Raw genomic sequence first — 19260 nt, 5'->3', positions numbered from 1 at the left:
CTAAACTATATTAGTTGCTTATCTATACTATCAGAACTATCAGATAAAGTGTCCTTTCCAATCTCTAACTTTTCTTCAGGTTCTACAATATCTTTTATTGAAAATTTTTTTACTTTTTCTCCAATATGTCCCACAAGGTCTGACTTAACAGATCTAATTGCACCTCGAATTCCATTTGCTATACCTAAAGGAGACGAGGCACCATGTAAGGCAATTACAACTCCCTGGACCCCCAAAAGAGGTGCCCCTGGGTATTCATTTGGATTAACCGTTTTCTTCAATTCTTGGAGTGCACTTCGAGCAAGCACTGCCCCTAAACGGTTCATTGAGGACTTGAGGAGCTGTTCCTTCATAAATATTCCAACAAATTTTGCAACCGATTCTGCGGTCTTTAAAATAATATTCCCAACAAATCCATCACATACAACAACATCTGCCTCTCCCTCAAACACACTATTTGGTTCCACATTCCCTATAAAATAGATATTTTCTGCTTTACTTAATATTTGAAAGGCTTGCTTTAATACCACACTCCCTTTAATCATTTCCTCACCAATATTAATAAGACCTACACGAGGTTTTTCAACCCCGAGAGCATAATGGGAATAGGCAGCACCCATAATGGCAAAATCACATAAATGCCTTGCCTGACAATCCACATTAGCACCTAAATCCAATAAAACAACTCTCCCACCCTTTGTAGGTAGTGCTTGAGCCAGTGCAGGACGTGAAATTCCCTCAATAATCCCAAGAACAATACGCGAACCAACCATAACAGCACCTGTATTGCCAGCACTAACAACCGCATCTACTTCCCCAATCTTTAACTTTCTTAATGCAACCAAAAGGCTACTTTCCTTCTTCTGCCTTAACGCAATAACAGGCTGGTCATGCATCGAAATATATTCTGGGGTATGAACAACTTCAATATTACCTCTTTTCGGATATTTATCTAATTCCTTTTTTAGGAGTTCTTCATCCCCAAAAAGAATAATATCACAATTCCTCTCCAAACTCGCTTCCACTGCTCCCTGCACTTCAATAGCAGGAGCACCATCAGAACCCATCGCATCTAAGGCGATGCGCATGTTTTTTTCTCCATGTTAAGGATTATTCTTCTTCTAACTTTAATACAAGACGGTTCTTATAATAGCCACACTTTGGACATACACGGTGAGGTAAAATTTTCTCACTGCAATGTGGACATTCCACTAAGTTCGGTTTGGTCAATGCATGATGTGACCTTCTCATATTTCTTTTTGCTTTTCCAGTTCTTCGTTTTGGGACAGGCACGTCTTAATCCTCCTTTATGTTGAGGTTCATTCCTTGTAGTAATTCTGATAACTTTGTATTTGTTAAATGCATTGATTCATCATCTGCATCTTTCTTACATGTACACATATTATGATTAAGATTGGTGCCACATATTGGGCACAAACCAGCACAATCTTCTTTACATAAAAATTTATATGGCATATCTAACACCAACTCTTCCCAAATATAGGGGGCAAGATTAATTTCATCTCCTTGGTATGTTCTTTTCTCTGCCAATTCATCAAATTCATCTTTATCTTTTCCTTTTTTACCTCTATCTTCACCTTTTTCTGTATCAACAATAATATTTAAATAACTATCGCATCGTCCTTGCTCAAATAACCATATAATTTGTTTATTAATTTCATACCTTGTTTCATCAAGACATCTATCACATGCGTGTATAAAAAAACCTGCTATTTGCCCTTCAAATAAATAATTCTTGCCAACTTTTTTCATGACCCCCTCCACTTTGACAGTCTCAATTGGAAGGGATTTAACATCAACAGGCTGTATTTCCGAAACCTTTACAGTTTCGTTAATCTGATAGCCCTTGCCTGATATATCCACTATTCTTATTTTTAGTATATCCAATGGACAATTCCTTTATCAGACAGGGCTTTAGATAAACATAATTTTGCAAATTTTATCAAAAAAACTAAAGAAAATCAAAAGAAATAAAACATCTTTTATTATGATGTTTTTTAACCTATTTATATTATACAATAATAGATTGATAGTTTTCCAAATGTTATAATATTTTTCATGAAATAATTAAATCACATGCTTTGTTTGAATAACAAAAGCCAACAGAGGAGAAATAACTATGAACATTCAAATTGCCTCCAAAAGCCAAGTAAAAAAAGATACTATGTTTTTGGCACTCTCTATTATTTTATTATCTATCGCAAGCATTTCTTGCTCATCAAATGCCCTTAATATTGGTGAAGTCATGCCAGATTTCAAATTAAAAGATTATGATGGAAAGGAACATTCTCTATCCCAGTATAAAGGTAAAATCGTTGTAATTGAATTTTGTTCCCAAGAATGCCCTTATTCTCGCGGGGCAGATCCAGATTTAATTAACCTGCACGCAAAATACAGTCCCAAAGGTGTCGTTTTTTTGGGAATTGATTCTAATTTTGAAACAACACCAGAAGAAATAAAAAAATATGCACTTGAAGTTAAGAAACCCTATCCTATTCTAAAAGATGTTGAAAATAAATATGCTGATGCAGTCAAGGCTAAGGTAACACCCGAAATTTTCATCATTGATAAAGATGGGAAAATTGCATATCACGGTGCTTTTGATGACCGTAAAAGACCAGATGGTAAGCCAACAGAAAAGTACACAGAAAATGCTATTGAAGCCTTAATAGAAGGTAAGGCTGTCCCTAAACCAGAAACAAAGGCTTGGGGCTGCGGTATCAGAAGAGAGATTCAATAAAATATTTATAAAGACAACTTTAAAAACTTATGGTTAAATCTATAAACATCTTGTTTGTTGTACTCTTTATGGCTTTCCTTCTTCTGTATACAAGTACCGCAATCGCTCAGGAGACCAATCAAAATCAGCTTCAAGAAAAAGAAGAAATCAAGCCAAATATAAAAATTATTCGTTTACAAGAAATTGAGACCATCATTACTGAAAAAAGACAAGGCATTACTATCATTAATCTTTGGGCAACATGGTGCCCTCCATGTGTTGAAGAGCTACCCTTCTTTGGAAATATTTATAAAAACTACCCCAAGGACTTAGTTCATCTTTATCTTATTAATATTGAGGGAAAAGAAAACGGAAAAAAGGTCGTAGAACCTTTTTTAAAAAAGAAACCATTACCTTGTCCTGTATACCTGCTTGAAGATGGAACTCCTGAGATGATAGAGAAAACACTTAAGACCCAAATAAGTGGCGCGTTACCAGTAACACTTATTTATAACTCAAAAGGAAAACTTGTAAAAAAATTTGAAGAAGCCATAACAGAAAACACATTAAATGAAATATTAAAAAATTATGGCATAGAACCTATCAAGAAGAGTGAATAGGAAAACTCCTGGTAATAACAACATTAACCCCTGTATTTTCAAAATTCTCAATAATAATCTTTCCTGCACTAACAGGAATGTCAACTTTCTGGGTATATAACTTTTTTAATAAAGGTTTAATAAACTTTTTAGGTATTGGCTTGTCTGTTTTAACAGGAATATATGGCATCTCATCTGAATTTGTTGCAATAACAGCAGTTACAATCCGCTTTGGGTCAGTAATCTCTTCGTAAGCATATATTTCACCTCGTTCACACTTAGCACCCTGATAAGAATACGTTCCGGGTTTAACTTCTCTTACTTGTATATGGCACCCGTTTGGACAACTTAAACAAATAATCTCTTGTTCCATCTTACTAATACCCTATTATTCTAATGAAAATTCAATAGGTAATAATTCTCCATTATCAACAACCTCAACTAAATCTTCAGGCTTCAGTTCCACATGAAACATTTCTGCTGGCTTTACATGTCTTAATGTAACTTGTCTAACCAACTTTTCACCTTGGCGAATAACCAACGTCGCTTTATCTCGCACAACCAAAGAACGCATTGAAAATCGATTTTTTTTCCCTAACCGATACCGATTTGGAAGTACATATTTCAAGTTAGACCCCACTATAACTTTTCCCTGCAACACTTTTTCTGTTTTACCCTGTAAATAATTGACCACTTCCGTTGCACAACGTTGCGCCTCATCAGAAACCCAATCTACAAGGTCATGAACATGCAATACATTACCACAAGCGAATACACCTTCTGCTGAGGTCATAAGTCGTGTATCCACCAAAGGACCTCCTGTCTCTGGATTCATTTTTATTCCCGCAGACTGCGTTAATTCGTTTTCAGGAATTAATCCTACAGAAAATAGTAATGTATCACATTCAACTTTAAACGTTTTTGAATAATTAGGCACCCCATTCTCCAACGGGGTAATTTCAACTGCCTCGACCCTATCTTTCCCTTCTATTCTCGTTACAACATGACTTAGATATAATGGGATATTATAATCGTTCAAACACTGGACAATATTTCGTGTTAAACCAGATGGATAAGGTAATATTTCAACCACACAAAGGACTTCTGCACCTGTCCAAGTCAATCTTCGTGCCATAATCAACCCTATATCTCCAGAACCAACGATGACTACTCTCCTACCAGGCAAATATCCATCTATATTTATCAACCTTTGAGCCAAACCCGCTGTAAAAATTCCAGCGGGTCGAGTTCCAGGAATCCCAAGATTGCCACGGTTCCTTTCACGGCATCCCATGGCCAAAACGATAGCCCGAGCATTTATTTGCAAAACCCCATATTCACTACTGCATAAATTCACTTGTTTTATAGGCTGATGAACAGCCATACTGGTTGCGGTAGTATTTAAAAACACATCAATATCCGAGCGAACTATTCTTTGAATAAACCGCTCAGCAAACTCAGGACCTGTAAGTTCTTCCTTAAACAAATGTATTCCAAAACCATTATGAATACACTGTGGAAGAATACCACCTAAATAAGGTTCACGGTCAACCACTGCTGTCTTTAAACCTTGCTCAGCGGATTTTAATGCGGAAGCCATTCCCGCCGCTCCAGCACCTATTACTATAACATCATAATTTTTCTCCTGCATATATTACTCCTGAATTTGTTTCATTGCGAAATCTTGGAGTCGTTGATAGACAATCCAACTATTATCTCCCCGCTTTGTTATCTTTTCTATCGGTATTCCTGTCTCCTTTGAAATAATTTTTAATATTTTATAAGTACAAAAAGCACCCTGACACCGTCCCATTCCAGCCCGTGTATAGAACTTAATTCCATCTAAAGTTATATGCCCTTTTGAAATAGCCTCTATAACTTCAGCTTCAGATACGTTTTCACACCTACAAACGATATGTCCATACTTCGAGTCCTTTTCTACAAGTTGGGCTAACTGTTCAAAAGTTAAATCTCGGACTTTAATTGGATGTGGCAAAAATGGGTCGTATTCTTTTTTCTCTATAAGTGTCAAACCTTCTTGTTTTAGTAAATCTTTCACATACTCACCTATAGCAGGTGAAGCAGTTAATCCTGGCGACTGAATACCTGAGACATGTATAAAATTAGGCTGTAATTTTGAAGGTTCAATATAAAAATCATTTCCTTTTAATGTAGGTCTTAATCCAGCAAATGAAGTTATTATTTCTCGTCGAGAAATAGCCGGAACCATATAAGTTGCCTGCATAAATATGGTTTCAAGATTCTGTGACGATGTTTCTACATCCTCTTTATCATCTGTCTCAATTGCGGTAGGACCAACCATTAATGTGCCTTCAACAGTTGGTATTACAAGAATACCTTTTGTATGAGCACCAGGGACAGGGAAAATAACATGATTAGGTAAGCCTTTGGCATTCCTTTGAAGCAAGAACTCTTCACCCTTTCTTGGTATAATTTTATACTCCTCCGCATTAAATACCTTAGAAACCTCATCTGCAAATAATCCAGCAGAATTAACCACATATTTAGCTTTAACAGTTTTTCCCTCTTTCGATTCAATCACCCAGTAATCATGCTCTCGAACACCTCGATTAACTGTAAATTGAGTCAGGACATCAACTCCATTCTTCTGTGCCGATTCTACTAACGAAAATACATAGCGATATGGCTCAATAATTCCACCTGTTGGGGCATATAATCCCCCAACAACATCCGGATTCAGTTGCGGTTCTAAATTAAGTATTCGTTCACGTCCACAAATCTCCATACGTGGAACACCATTTGCTACGCCTTGTGCATATAGGTGTTCAATAGTCTTCATTTCCTCCACACTGAAAGCAACAACAAGAACACCAACCCTCTTGAAAGGAAATCCTAACTCATAATGGAGTTGGTCAAACATCAAATTCCCACGAATTTCTAACCGTGCTTTTAAAGAGGTAATAGGATGATGAAAACCAGCATGAATAATTCCTGAATTGGCTTTTGTTACACCAAACCCAACATCGATACATTTTTCGAGTAGGGCAACTGAGACCTCATAAGCTGATAACCTTCTCGCTATCGAGGCACCACAACATCCCGCACCTATAATGGCAACATCATAAATCTTGCTATTCATTGTTATCCTTGCTTTTATTGTATTTATCTGTTGTTTATAAATTACATATCAAAAAATATGTATGAATATAACAACTATGAAACCTCATTTGCCAAACGGCGAGTTAAATCGATGAGTTGTTGAAGTTTTTCAAATGCTTTTCCTGAATCTATAGATTGCTCAGACATCTCTAACGCTGTTTTCCAATCTGAGGTCATTCCACTGGCTATAATAGCAGGTATAGAATTTAATAGGACTGCGTCTCTATATGGTGATTTTTCTCCAGTTAATACATTTCTAACTATTTCCGCATTAACTCCAACATTACCCCCTTTAATTTCATCAAGGTTGTATCTTCTAAATCCAAATTCTTCGGGTGTAATTTGGTAATATTTTATACTGTCTGGAGTTATCTCATATACCTCTGTTTCACCAGCAATATTTACTTCATCAATTCCATCAATTCCCCAAACCACAAAACCTCGTTTTATACCTAACATTTGCAATGCTTTCGAAACGGGTTCCAACAAATCTTTGGAAAAAATACCAATAATTTGACCATCTAATTTAACAGGATTACATAGCGGACCTAATAAATTAAAAACGGTTGGGAACGGTAATTCTGATCGAATCTTCGCTACAAATTTCATAGCTGGATGGAACCTACGTGCAAATAAAAACCCAATACCTATTTCATCAATACAAATCGCGACTTTCTCTGATGGCAAATCAATAACTACCCCAAGGCATTCAAGCACATCAGCACTCCCACAAGCACTCGTGGCACTTCGATTACCATGTTTTGCGACATTAACACCTGCACCAGCACAAACAAGAGCTGTTGTGGTTGATATATTGAAGGTTCCTTTACGGTCTCCTCCAGTTCCACAGGTATCAATAACTGGGGTTCTCGAGACAGAAACAGGCATAGCAAACCGTCTCATTGCCATTGCCAGACCCGCCAATTCCTCTCCAATAACAGGACGAGACGCCATCGCAGTTAAAAAAGATGCGGTTAATATTTCTGAAACACCTCCCTCCATAATAGCGGAAAGCGACTCGTAAGCATCATCACAGGTAAGATTGGCTCCACCTACAACTCTCTTCAGAATTTGTGTAAATTCCATCCTTAACAAACTCCATAAATTATCATCACTTCATACCTTAAAGTGGAATGTATTACAGATTTAATTATTATTTTAGTGTCTTTAAATCATGCGGTGAAGATTGGTATATCCCAACAAAATCTAATGTTGGGCATGCTAATGATTTGTCTATTTGAATTCTTATTTCTTTTGTTTTTTGTTGGGGTATGCAATGGATTCTCTTATAACCAATGGTAGTTCCTGAATCTACTTTTTCAAAGGATTTACCCTTTTTTACCCAGATAGAATGTCCTTCAACCCGTTGCCCTAATGAAATCTGCTCTTTTAATACGACCCTATCAAATATAACAGGTTTAGAAAAATGTAATGTAATACTTGCATTTAGAACATTATCATCCGTTGCCCAGTATAAATTATCATTTTCTTTCAAACACATTTCTGGAGAAAATTCTTTTGCATTTCCACGCACATTACTTGCACTCCAATGCGCACCTTCCGCAAGATTTGTTTTAAATGTTTCTGTGATCACATTACGCCACTCTAACAGCCGTGACACATCCGGCTCCGGTAAATGTCCAGAACGGTCAGGTGACACATTAAGCAATAAAACAGCACCCCTACCTACTGAATAATAGTAGATTTTTAATAGCTGATTTAATGATAAAAGTCTGTTTTCACCATCGGTATGATAGAACCATTGACCTTTACGAATAGGTACATCACATTCCGCAGGCCACCAAACCTTTTTTCCATCACGCTCTTGAACATTCCACAGCGTTTCAGGTGCCAAACCATCTTCATTTCCGACCCAACGAATATCAGGACCACAAATAGCAATCAATGCATTCGGTTCTAATTGTTTTATTAGTTGATAATACCCTTCCCAATCATATTTATGCCCTTTCGTGCCAGCCCCATCAAACCATACTTCAAAAACAGGTCCATAATTTGTTATCACTTCACGTAACAAACTCTTGAAGTACTCATCATAAGCAGTATTATCATTATATCTTGGCTCATGCCTATCCCAGGGAGATAGATAAAAACCGAAATAAATCCCTGCTTTTTTACATGCTTCTGATACCCCCTTAACAACATCTCCCTGACCATTTTGCCACGGTGATAAACGTACACAATAATCTGTATGCATGGTAGGATATAACACAAAACCGTCGTGATGCTTCACTGTCAAAATTAAATAACCCATACCTACGTTCTTAGCAACATCTGCCCATTGTTGAGGATTAAAATCAGTTGGATTAAAACTTTCTGCCAGTTTTGTTCCATCTGTCCATTCCTCGTTATGGAATGTATTTATTCCAAAATGACAAAACATTCCCATTTCTTGCTGATGCCATTTAATCTGTTGGGGCGTCGGTATTGGATATAATGGCTCTGGAGGTGTAACCATATTTACACTAACAGATAAAAAACTTAAAACTAAGAATATACCCATAAAATAAAACCTCCTAATATAAATCCTTCTTATTTGTTACGTTTATCAATAAGAATTCTATTACTACTCTGTAATTTACATTTTATGTATAATTGTTTTAATGAATTAAATACTTCTTGTGGCGAAGTCGTTAGGGTAGGATTACATATTAAACCGCATATATAAAGATTAAGTGGTATATCACTCCTATGCTTAAATTTATCAGGGGATAGCCGATATTTGGCAAACAGTTCTCCTAACGAATTTTCCCATGAATTCTTTAAATCTTTGAAAAACAAATCCATATCCCTCGGCGGAATCATAATAATAAAATGGCCATTTCCTATATGTCCTAAGATACAATCCTTTCCATAGTAAGAAATCACAATAGATTTTAAATGTTTAGCAAATATCCTAAGTATTCTTGTAGATTCATCTTCACCTAATAAGTTATAAAGATTTTGCACCCCTGACAATTCGATATATACAAATCCAAAGTTTTGAGTTAGTAAAATGGTTCTTTGTAATTCTAATCGCATAAAACGAACTGTACCAAAACCCGTATAATCATCAACAAGGGGGTCTCTTTTTATTGATGCTAATAAAGCATTTAATCGTGATAAAAGCATATTCATAGATATAGGCTTTATCAAATAATCATCTGCACCTTGAGAAAAACCATGTTCTAACTCTTCATGGTCTTTCATCGCTGTTATAAAAATAATTCCTATATGATAAATTTCCCTATCTGTCCGAATTCGCCTACAAAGTTCAAATCCAGAAATTTGAGGGAGCATTATGTCAAGCAATACAATATGAATACCTTCCCTTTTTATCGTCTCAATCACATTATCAGAAGTATTTAAAACAAAACATTGAAAATCTTTTTGAGATAGTTCCTTCACTAATTGTGAACAAAACTGAACATCATCATCAACAATTAATACTTTAGCTGGCATTGAACCCCCTTAATGTTATATGGTATGTAACCATATTTACGATAATTAAATTTGTTATTATATAGTATCTTAATTTATTGTATATTATTCTATACATAAACTACCTATAAATTAAAATTCGTTTTGTTACAATAGTTTAGAATCCATAATTATAAAATAAACCAGATGGTTTGTAAAGAATATTAAATCCTCTGTATGTAAATGAAATATACAAAAGAATTGTTGTTTAATATCAGGATTTTAAATCTAAATAAAATTGATTTTTATTAATACTATTAGACAAATCTTGTAAGGTTATAATTCCCATGAACATACTTAAAGGACAAATAACAAAGGAACATTTGTCCATTTTATTAATTTTATTATTAGCTCTCTGTATAAAAATTAGCTACTTGTATCACATATCCAATCAACCTGAATTTTCAAATTTAATTGTAGACCCTCAGTTTAACGATTATTGGGCACACCGAATTATATATGGTAACAATTATCCCTCCCCTACAGGCGAAGATCCTATGATTGAATCAACTCCTTATGGTCGCCCACCTGGTTATCCTTTCCTTCTTGCTTGTATATACTTCATATTTGGTGATAATTATTACTCACCACGACTTATCCAATTCTTCGTGGGGCTTATAAATATTTACCTTACCTTTTTATTTGTGGCAAAAATTTCTAATAACAAAAGTGCTGGGTTGGTTAGTGCTCTTCTTCTTACGTTACTCTGGGAACCTGTTTACTTTGAAGGTGAAATTAATTATCCAGTATGGGTCATATCATTAGTTATTATATTTATATACTTATCTCTTACTTATTTACAAAAAAATTCAATAAAAGTACTTTTATTCCTTGGTCTTATTTTAGGCTTATTTTCCCTTTTCCGACCTAATGCTTTAATTATGTTCCCTTTTTATTTAGCCTTAATTATTTTCTGTAATTATTCTTACAACATAAAGAAAATGGGTATTCATCTTATCGTTTTCTCGTTCTCCCTTCTTCTTATAATATCCCCAGTATTCGTTCGTAATTATCTTGTTAGTAGAGAATTTTTTCTGATTTCCTCTTTTGGTGGAGTAAACACTTATATAGGGAATAATCCATACTCAACAGGAGATAGCCCAATTATTCCTGACATTATCAATCTATGTGGTGTAGATAATTGGAGTTGCTTTAATTATCGGCTATTAGTTAAAGGTCTTGGAATAAAACAGGAAGGGAGAGAATTCAGTTTTGGAGAAGCTTCTCGTTTCTTTTATCGTAAATCATTAGAATTCTGGAAGAATAATCCTCTATCTGCAATAAAATTAACCTTGCGAAAAACATTGCTTTTTTGGGGACCAACTATTGTTTCAGATGGTAAAGTTATTTCACTTGACAGAAATCTCTCCTTTATTAAATATTTGCCTGGTTTTCCATTTTTGTTGGGGCTTACTTTGTTTACAATATCAATACTTCTTTTGAAAATGCCGTTACATACTGAATATTTAAAACTTAATATCTTCCTTCTAATTTGGTGCTTACTGTATTCTTTTTCAGTAATTCCGTTCTTCATTTCTGAACGGTATCGTGTTCCTATAATCCCTCCTCTTTGCTTTATTTCTGGCATCGGTATTTCAACATTTTTAAACAATTGGAAAACAGAAAAATACTTAAAAAACATTTCGTATCTTTTGTTAGGGGTTTTCTGTTTATTTGCTACCTACAACATCCCTATTCATTATAAACCCGAACAATCACGTTGGCTTTATCATCGTGCTATTGTATTTCATAAAAGCCAAAAGATAACAGATGCATTAAATTATGCAAAAATGGCAACAAAAGTAAATTCAACCTATGCAGAGCCATACTCCCTACTTGGTATAATCTCATTAGAACAAAATAAGCTTGATGATGCAGAAAATTACTATAAAAAGGCTTTGTCTGTAAATCCATATTATGCTATGGCAAATAATAATCTCGGATATGTTATGGAACTTAAAAATCAGATTGAACAAGCAAAGCAATATTATGAAAAAGCATGTAACCTTAGTCCTGTTTATAGTTTAGCATGGATAAATTTAGGAAGGGTTCATTTATATTATCTAAATCAATTGGATGAAGCAGAGCAGTGCTTTTCAAAAGCTATAGAATTAGAACCCAAGAATTGGGCTGGATGGTTTCACTTAGGAAATGTTTCAATTCAGAAAAATAATTACCCACTAGCAGAAGATTCTTACAATAAATCTTTATCATTAAATCCCCAAAATCCTCACATCCTCAATAATCTTGGTTTTTTGTGTATACAAACGCAAAAATACAATAAAGCCATAGATTATTTAAGAAAAGCGTTAGAAATCAACCCTCAATTTGAAGATGCTATGTTTAATCTCGGAAACACTTTTAAATATCTTGGGAAATTAGATGAAGCTATCTATTGGTACCAAAAAACAATAGAAGTAAACCCCAACTATCCAGAAGCAAAAGAAGAACTTGATAAACTAACATCGAATTCTGATAAAGAAGATGTACGAAAAAAATGAATTCTACCAATAACTCCAAAATGAAGAATAAGGACTGGGTCATACTTGCATGGATTATATTACTTGGGCTTTGTTTGCGGACTATATATTTATGGCAGTTAATAGATGCTCCTGATTTTATAGCACTTCGTCAGGATTTAGATGTTCAAGACTATCAAGCAAGGGCAATGCTTTCAGGAGATTGGACTGTAAGAGAAGGGGTATCTGACCCTCATATTCCCACAACACCCTATTATCGTCCCCCTGGATACCCTTATTTTCTTGCAGTCGTATATTGGTTATTTGATGGTTCATACCTTGCCCCAAGACTCATTCATATGGTACTTGGTTTAATTCACATTGTCTTGATTTATTATTTAGCAAAAATAGTGTTTAATCGAAGAACAGCCTTATGTTCTTCGTTTTTTGTTTCTACATATTGGGCTTTTATTTATTATGAAGGTGAAGTAAACGACCCTGCTTTATTTGTATTTTTCGTTCCATGCATTCTGCTCCTTCTTTATTTCGGAATTTTTAAGAGCACCCCTGTTCTATCCTTCTTCGCAGGATTATTAATTGGTATATATGCAATAATGAGACCTAATATTTTATCCTTTGTGCCTTTTATAATTCTATGGATATTATTCATATCATATAGGATAGAACTATTTAAAAAAAGTGTTTTACACATCTCGCTTTTGTTTATAGCAATATTTACCATCATTGTGCCAGTAACTATTAGAAACTACCTTGTTTCAAACGAATTTGTTCCTATCTCAACCTATTTTGGTGAAAACCTACTCATAGGGAATAGCGAAGATGCTGATGGAATTACTCCATGGTTACCTTATCTACAAGAATTGGAAGGAACAGGAAATTGGTCTGTATGGCATTATGATAATGTTGTTAAAGGCTTAGGTAAAGAATTAGGAAGAGAAGTCACTCACTCTGAAGCCTCAAATATTTTTGCAAAGATGGCAATCAACTATGTCATAAGCCATCCCAAAGAAACGTTGATTCTTACAATAAAAAAAGCTATTTTGTTCTGGAGTCCGCAAGAAATAACAGAGAATAAAGTGGTTGAAGGGGAAAAACAACACTATACCCCACTAAAATACCTTCCAGGTTTTCCTCTTGTTTTAAGTTCCGCTCTTTTTGGTATATTTCACCTTTGTCTAAAACAATATAGAAATAAGGAGAGGCAACAAATTGCAAACTATCCCCTTCTTATACTCATTATCCTTTTTATTATGAGTTATTATTTCTCCTTTTTACCTTTCTTCGTAAACGCACGTGCAAGAGTCCCAATTTTAGGAGTTATGCTCATTTTCGGTGGTTATGGAATTTCAGAGACCATCAGTTATATCCAGCAAAAGAGATTAAAGATATGGTGTATTCAAGTTATAATCTTAATATTACTTTTTATACTTTTCCACATAAACATTATTCCCTATAAACCAGATATGTGTCGCTGGCACTATGACCGTGCCGATTCGTTCCTTAGGGTTGGACGCATTGATGAAGCACTTGGAGAAACGTACGCACTAATGAAACGACCAGAACAACCCATGAATTATATGCCCTTTAGATTAGGGCATGCTTTTGCTAAATTAGGCTATACAGAATTGGCTATAAACCTATTAAGATTAGCGTTAAGCGTTAATCCATCAGAACAGAATCCCATGTTTCGTGAGGATTTACATTACCATATAGGTGCTCAGTTATTAAAACTAAAAAAATATGACGAAGCGATAAAAGATTTTAAGGAAGCATTAGAAATAAACCCACAAGATCCTAGAGTGCACAACGACTTAGGAATTATTTTTAGAGATTTAGGTAATTACAACCAATCCGAAAAGCATTTCTTAGAAGCCATTCGCATCGAACCTAAGTTTAATCTGGCTATAATTAATTTGACTGACTTATTTATTAAAGAACAAAAATATAACGATGCTATCTCCCTCTTAGAACATAGCCTGAAATTAAAACCCAATGATACCGAACTTTTATATAATTTAGGCTTTACATATCATTGTTCAGGAAACTTAGAAAGAGCTCTTTTATATTACGATAACGTGTTATCAATAAAAAATAATGAGCCCGCAACCTTAAATAATAAAGCTATGATTTATTGGAACACAGGACAAAAAGACCAGGCTGTTAGAACACTTAAACTATGTATTGATAACGCTCCATACTTTACTCTTGGCTATGCCAACCTTGGAGATATCTTATATTCTGATAATCAGAAAAACGAAGCCTTCTATTATTACGATAAAGGATTAGAGACAAATTCACAACATATTGGACTGAGAATAGCATTATCTTTCTTGTATCTGGAAATTGGTAAAAAAGAACAAGGGGAAATAGAATTAAAAGATGCCATAAATACAAATCCATCTTCTGTTGAATTATGGACAGCCCTTGGGAACTACTATAAAGAAATCCAACTTTACGATAAAGCGGAAAAAGCATATAAAAAAGCCATTGAACTTGATAAACTCAATCTACATGAGTATATAAATCTTATTGAACTATATATATTAATGAAAGATGTAAAGAAAGCAGAAGAAACATTTAAACAAGCAAAAGAGATGAATCCTGATTCAGAAGAATTAAAATATTTATTAGAAAAGATACATGGGAACAAATAGAATGCCTTTCAATTCTTCAGATACCTTATTCAACATACAAAACAGTGAAATTGAATTAAGTATTATTATTCCTTGTTTGAATGAAGAAAAAACCATTGCCCAGTGTATTAGAAAAACTCAGGATGTCCTAAATAATTACAATATAAAAGGGGAAATCATAGTTGCAGACAACAATTCAACGGATAATTCACCAATTCTTGCAGAAAAAGCTGGTGCAAAAGTAGTCCCTGTTTATGAACCTGGTTACGGAAATGCTTTAAGGACTGGCATTAAAAATGCTCAAGGGAAGTATATTATCTTCTATGATTCAGATTTATCATATGATCCTGAAGATATACCTACCATTCTTTCCAAACTTCATGAGGGTTTCTCTATTGTTATCGGTTCAAGGAAAAAAGGGATTATTGATAAAGGAGCAATGCCATGGCACCACAGGTATATTGGCACACCAGTAATGACCTTTCTTGCAAATCTCCTTTTCAAAACAAAAATATCAGATATTAACTCGGGTATGAGGGGTCTAACACAAGAAGCCATTAAGAAATTAGACATGCATTCTGAAGGGATGGAATTCGCATCCGAGATGATTGCTAAGGCTTACTGGGCAAAATTAGAAATTGCAGAAGTACCCATTCACTTCCACTGCGACCAAAGAGGCAGAAAACCTCATCTTCATTCCGTCAGAGATGGATGGCGTCATTTACAACTTATGTTTCATTATTGTTCTATTAACTGGTTTTTAATACCTGGTGGATTTCTATTACTCCTCTCTTATTTAATACATTTTTTGTTCCCCTATTATTCAAATATGTACTTCTCATTTTTTCTCGCACTACTGTTAAATATAATCGCTACTCAAATATTACTCATAGGAGTAATTGCACAAGGAAGAGTGAGAGGTTCTAAATTCAGATATAGGCCATCACGGTTCCTAACATACCTATCAAAAATTATAAAAATTGAGAAAGGAATGATTCTCGGAGGCATAATCTGTCTATTAGGTATTATCTTATCGACTTATTCTATGAAATACTTCCATTCAGATAAAGACTTAACACAACTAAATATTTTTTTTACAGGGATATTAGTCTTCATTCAAGGCGTTCAAATCTTTTTCAGCTCTATTTTAATTGGTTTGTTTGGAATACGAGTTTCAGAGGAGGAAGAATTTTTTAGGAAATCATGATTTTAAATCAAGTTATAATATATATATGATTCATATTGTCTTTGTAATGCCACCTTATCCATACTCTCGTTCTATTGGGAATCGCGAAGGCAATCGACAAATTGGTTTGATGCCTCCGTTAGGAATAGGATACCTTACCGCTTATTTAGAACAAACAGGGAAATATCATTGCAGTTTCGTTGATTCCGTAGCTGAAAGGTTAACCACCGAAGAAACAGTAGAAAAAGTTTTAAGGTTAAAACCAGATATTATCGGTATATCTTCATTTACAACTTTCCTATTAAACACGGCCTATGAACTTGCAACCCGATTAAAACAAGAGAGTCCAAATACACCTTTGATTATAGGTGGACCTCATACAACTTCCTTTGGCGAACAAGTATTAAAAGACTGCTCGGATATTGATTATGTTATTCCAGGAGATGCTGAAGTACCTTTACTTGAATTATTAGACCAAATATCTCTCGGAAAAGAACCGGCAAATGTAAAAGGAATCATTTATAAAAATAAAGATGGTTCTATCGTAGATACAGGTTGTTCAACACCTATCGATAATCTGGACATTCTTCCTTTTCCTTCTCGAGATATCTACAATCATGATTTATATGAGCCATTGCCCAGTTTAAGCCCAAAAAGACCAGCAATGTCAATGATAACAGCACGAGGATGCCCTTGGGCTCGATGCAAGTTTTGCTATCAAGGAGGTAAATATGCATCACCTTTTCGAAGGCGCTCACCTGAAAATGTGGTTAGTGAAATTAAAGATATCATCAATAAATACCATGTAAAAAATATCGTCTTTTGGGACGACAATTTCTGCATCTACCCAGAATGGATTTCACAATTCTGCTCTTTATTAAAACAAGAAAAAATAACATTAGATTGGTCTGTCCTCTCACGAGTTAATACAGTTACAAAAAACATGCTTCAAGAAATGGCTAATGCAGGGTGCTATAGTATCCAATTTGGGATTGAATCTGGTAACTCAGACATATTAAAACTTATTCGTAAAGGGCACACATTAGAACAATGTAGGGATGCTGTACGTTGGGCAAAAGACGTAGGAATGGAAACTCGCGCTTTCTTTGTTCTGGGTTTTCCAACGGAAACTCCTGAAATGAGCGAAGAAACTATCCGTTTTGCATGTGAACTAAACATCGATTACGTCGTCTTCTTCTCTTATTATGTAGCACCTGGAACACTTCTTGCAGAAATCGCCATGAGAGAAGGACAATGTTTTGAATTTATTGGACAACATATGCCCTCATACTTGCCAAACACATATCCAGATTTGGAAACACTGACAAGAAAAGTACAATCCGCATATCGGAGATACTATCTTAGACCTCGATATTTTGCTCGAACCATTGCAAGGACTATTCGTCGCCCCCATCATTTGAAAAATCAAATAAGGGCGTTTAATTATTGGCTTCGATTGAGTTTAAAAAAATGGACTCGCAACAAAAATTCAACAGTTAACATAACCTAAAAATAATGGATAAACTATGAGAACAAATATGTTCTTTTATTACTTCATAACAGGATTTCTATTCTCAATAATCTTTCAACAAATAGGGATAACCGAAGAAATATATAATATAGGAAACCGACGAGAAATTTTTATTGATAATAAATTAATTGATAAATTAGAGAATATATTATTTAAGTTATGTGAGCCTATTCCTGCTGAGAAGGTTTTATATTTTGATAAACCGTGGGAGGGTAAACACAGTGGATATGTGACCTTAATCCATGACCAAGACATTTATCGCCTCTATTACAGAGGACTTCCTGTTTCAAAAGCCGATGGCTCAAATGCAGAAGTTACCTGTTATGCAGAAAGCACAGATGGTATTCATTTCACTAAACCATCTTTGGGACTCTTTGAAATAGCAGGTTCAAAAGACAATAATGTAATTCTTGCTAATGACCCACCATTCTCACACAATTTTGCTCCTTTTATAGACGAAAAGCCCAACATTCCCAAGGAAGAACGATATAAAGCAGTGGCAGGGACTTTTGATAGTGGTTTATATACCTTCGTTTCCCCAGATGGAATTCGATGGCGGAAATTATCAGAGAAACCTATACTTAAAGGGGCATCATGGAAAGAATTTGCGTTTGATTCTCAAAATGTAGTTTTTTGGTCTATTTTAGAACAAAAGTATATTTTGTATTTTCGCACCTGGAATGGTCCCAATCAAGAATACCGTTGGGTAAGTCGAACAACCAGTTCAGATTTTTTAAATTGGGAAAAACCTGTAGTAATGGATAAAGGAAACGCACCATGGGAACATATATATACCAATCAGACAATCCCATATTTCAATGCACCACATATCTATGTATCTTTATCGGCTCGTTTTGTCCCAGGATGTAAGGTTCTATCCGATGAGGAAATACAATCTATTGGCGTCGAAAAAGATTATAGTCATGATTGTTCTGATGTAATATTTATGAGTAGCCGAGGAGGGAATCTATATAATAGATTTTTCTTAAACGCTTTCTTAAAGCCTGAATATCCTATAGAAAACTGGGTATCCCGAACCAATTACCCTGTGAGAGGTATTGTTCCTGTAGGTGATTATCAAATGGCTTTTTATATTCAAAAGAATTATGCACAGGACACTGCATATATCCAGCGATATTTACTTCGTCTGGATGGTTTTTCCTGTCTCTCTGCTGGGTATACAGAAGGCATTTTTACGACTGTGCCGATAATTTTCAAAGGGAACAATCTGTTTCTTAACTTTGCCACTTCTGCTGTAGGTTATGTAAATGTAGAAGTTCAAGACATAAGTGGAAAACCACTATCTGGATATGAATTCGACAATTCTATTCCGTTAAAAGGAAATCGAATTAATTTCAAAGTATCATGGAATAGCACTGATAATTTATCTTCACTTCAAGAAACACCTATTCGATTATCCTTTAAAATGAAAGATGCAGATTTGTATGCAATACAATTTAAGTAACAAAGGAG

The 19260-nt window shown here is 34.8% G+C and carries 16 protein-coding genes; 7 read left to right on the top strand and 9 right to left on the bottom strand.

The window, feature by feature from the left end:
* Positions 1–5: 5 nt before the first annotated feature.
* The 3 genes from plsX to PLJ10_03745 are packed head-to-tail and all read right to left on the bottom strand — an operon-like array spanning position 6 to position 1908.
* Positions 6–1088 (bottom strand): phosphate acyltransferase PlsX, encoded by a 1083-nt coding sequence (plsX, locus tag PLJ10_03755; GenBank protein ID HOK08758.1) that lies wholly within the window; start codon positions 1086–1088, stop codon positions 6–8.
* Positions 1089–1110: 22 nt separating this feature from the next.
* A complete protein-coding gene (rpmF, locus tag PLJ10_03750) occupies positions 1111–1293 on the bottom strand; it encodes a 50S ribosomal protein L32 (GenBank protein HOK08757.1) in 183 nt (60 codons plus the stop codon).
* Positions 1294–1296: 3 nt separating this feature from the next.
* A complete protein-coding gene (locus tag PLJ10_03745) occupies positions 1297–1908 on the bottom strand; it encodes a DUF177 domain-containing protein (protein ID HOK08756.1) in 612 nt (203 codons plus the stop codon).
* Between the two features lie 232 nt (positions 1909–2140).
* On the opposite strand from PLJ10_03745, the gene PLJ10_03740 reads away from it, so the two are divergent.
* Both PLJ10_03740 and PLJ10_03735 read left to right on the top strand, forming a co-directional pair.
* Positions 2141–2761: a redoxin domain-containing protein gene (locus PLJ10_03740; GenBank protein HOK08755.1), complete on the top strand. Its 621-nt coding sequence runs from the start codon at positions 2141–2143 to the stop codon at positions 2759–2761.
* Positions 2762–2829: 68 nt separating this feature from the next.
* Positions 2830–3360: a TlpA family protein disulfide reductase gene (locus PLJ10_03735; protein ID HOK08754.1), complete on the top strand. Its 531-nt coding sequence runs from the start codon at positions 2830–2832 to the stop codon at positions 3358–3360.
* Here the strand turns inward: PLJ10_03735 and PLJ10_03730 are convergent.
* The 6 genes from PLJ10_03730 to PLJ10_03705 all read right to left on the bottom strand — a co-directional run bounded on the left by PLJ10_03730 (position 3344) and on the right by PLJ10_03705 (position 9939).
* The gene (locus tag PLJ10_03730; GenBank protein HOK08753.1) at positions 3344–3712 is read right to left on the bottom strand and encodes a DUF1667 domain-containing protein; all 369 of its coding nucleotides are present in this window, start codon (positions 3710–3712) and stop codon (positions 3344–3346) included. The genes PLJ10_03735 and PLJ10_03730 overlap by 17 nt on opposite strands.
* A gap of 15 nt (positions 3713–3727) precedes the next feature.
* Entirely contained in the window at positions 3728–4990 is a 1263-nt protein-coding gene (locus PLJ10_03725) for an FAD-dependent oxidoreductase (GenBank protein HOK08752.1), read from the bottom strand.
* 3 nt (positions 4991–4993) lie between these two features.
* Complete coding sequence (locus tag PLJ10_03720; protein ID HOK08751.1) at positions 4994–6460, bottom strand: NAD(P)/FAD-dependent oxidoreductase; 1467 nt, start codon at positions 6458–6460, stop codon at positions 4994–4996.
* Positions 6461–6534: 74 nt separating this feature from the next.
* Positions 6535–7566, bottom strand: coding sequence for an anthranilate phosphoribosyltransferase (gene trpD / locus PLJ10_03715; protein HOK08750.1), 1032 nt, complete (start codon positions 7564–7566; stop codon positions 6535–6537).
* A 67-nt stretch (positions 7567–7633) separates the two neighbouring features.
* Entirely contained in the window at positions 7634–9001 is a 1368-nt protein-coding gene (locus PLJ10_03710) for an alpha-L-fucosidase (protein ID HOK08749.1), read from the bottom strand.
* Between the two features lie 29 nt (positions 9002–9030).
* On the bottom strand, positions 9031–9939 hold the full coding sequence (locus PLJ10_03705) for a response regulator transcription factor (protein HOK08748.1): 909 nt from the start codon (positions 9937–9939) through the stop codon (positions 9031–9033).
* A gap of 305 nt (positions 9940–10244) precedes the next feature.
* On the opposite strand from PLJ10_03705, the gene PLJ10_03700 reads away from it, so the two are divergent.
* From PLJ10_03700 to PLJ10_03680, 5 genes are read left to right on the top strand one after another with little or no spacing between them, the layout of a single operon-like run.
* Positions 10245–12458, top strand: coding sequence for a tetratricopeptide repeat protein (locus PLJ10_03700; GenBank protein HOK08747.1), 2214 nt, complete (start codon positions 10245–10247; stop codon positions 12456–12458).
* A 20-nt stretch (positions 12459–12478) separates the two neighbouring features.
* On the top strand, positions 12479–15091 hold the full coding sequence (locus tag PLJ10_03695; protein HOK08746.1) for a tetratricopeptide repeat protein: 2613 nt from the start codon (positions 12479–12481) through the stop codon (positions 15089–15091).
* A 1-nt stretch (position 15092) separates the two neighbouring features.
* Entirely contained in the window at positions 15093–16277 is a 1185-nt protein-coding gene (locus PLJ10_03690) for a glycosyltransferase family 2 protein (GenBank protein HOK08745.1), read from the top strand.
* A gap of 25 nt (positions 16278–16302) precedes the next feature.
* Entirely contained in the window at positions 16303–17766 is a 1464-nt protein-coding gene (locus PLJ10_03685) for a radical SAM protein (protein ID HOK08744.1), read from the top strand.
* 16 nt (positions 17767–17782) lie between these two features.
* The gene (locus tag PLJ10_03680) at positions 17783–19252 is read left to right on the top strand and encodes a hypothetical protein (GenBank protein ID HOK08743.1); all 1470 of its coding nucleotides are present in this window, start codon (positions 17783–17785) and stop codon (positions 19250–19252) included.
* Positions 19253–19260 lie beyond the last annotated feature (8 nt).

It is taken from the genome of Candidatus Hydrogenedens sp. (genome assembly GCA_035361075.1).
Lineage (GTDB): Bacteria > Hydrogenedentota > Hydrogenedentia > Hydrogenedentales > Hydrogenedentaceae > Hydrogenedens.
This window is presented reverse-complemented; position numbering and strand designations above follow the sequence as displayed.

Bases quoted from the DNA above. Each gene is read 5' to 3' on its own strand.
- PLJ10_03695 (HOK08746.1), top strand. From the start codon at position 12,479: ATGAAGAATAAGGACTGGGTCATACTTGCATGGATTATATTACTTGGG.
- PLJ10_03690 (HOK08745.1), top strand. From the start codon at position 15,093: ATGCCTTTCAATTCTTCAGATACCTTATTCAACATACAAAACAGTGAA.
- PLJ10_03720 (HOK08751.1), bottom strand. From the start codon at position 6,460: ATGAATAGCAAGATTTATGATGTTGCCATTATAGGTGCGGGATGTTGT.
- PLJ10_03725 (HOK08752.1), bottom strand. From the start codon at position 4,990: ATGCAGGAGAAAAATTATGATGTTATAGTAATAGGTGCTGGAGCGGCG.
- PLJ10_03730 (HOK08753.1), bottom strand. From the start codon at position 3,712: ATGGAACAAGAGATTATTTGTTTAAGTTGTCCAAACGGGTGCCATATA.
- trpD (HOK08750.1), bottom strand. From the start codon at position 7,566: ATGGAATTTACACAAATTCTGAAGAGAGTTGTAGGTGGAGCCAATCTT.
- PLJ10_03735 (HOK08754.1), top strand. From the start codon at position 2,830: ATGGCTTTCCTTCTTCTGTATACAAGTACCGCAATCGCTCAGGAGACC.
- PLJ10_03710 (HOK08749.1), bottom strand. From the start codon at position 9,001: ATGGGTATATTCTTAGTTTTAAGTTTTTTATCTGTTAGTGTAAATATG.
- PLJ10_03700 (HOK08747.1), top strand. From the start codon at position 10,245: ATGAACATACTTAAAGGACAAATAACAAAGGAACATTTGTCCATTTTA.
- PLJ10_03680 (HOK08743.1), top strand. From the start codon at position 17,783: ATGAGAACAAATATGTTCTTTTATTACTTCATAACAGGATTTCTATTC.
- PLJ10_03705 (HOK08748.1), bottom strand. From the start codon at position 9,939: ATGCCAGCTAAAGTATTAATTGTTGATGATGATGTTCAGTTTTGTTCA.
- PLJ10_03740 (HOK08755.1), top strand. From the start codon at position 2,141: ATGAACATTCAAATTGCCTCCAAAAGCCAAGTAAAAAAAGATACTATG.
- plsX (HOK08758.1), bottom strand. From the start codon at position 1,088: ATGCGCATCGCCTTAGATGCGATGGGTTCTGATGGTGCTCCTGCTATT.
- PLJ10_03685 (HOK08744.1), top strand. From the start codon at position 16,303: ATGATTCATATTGTCTTTGTAATGCCACCTTATCCATACTCTCGTTCT.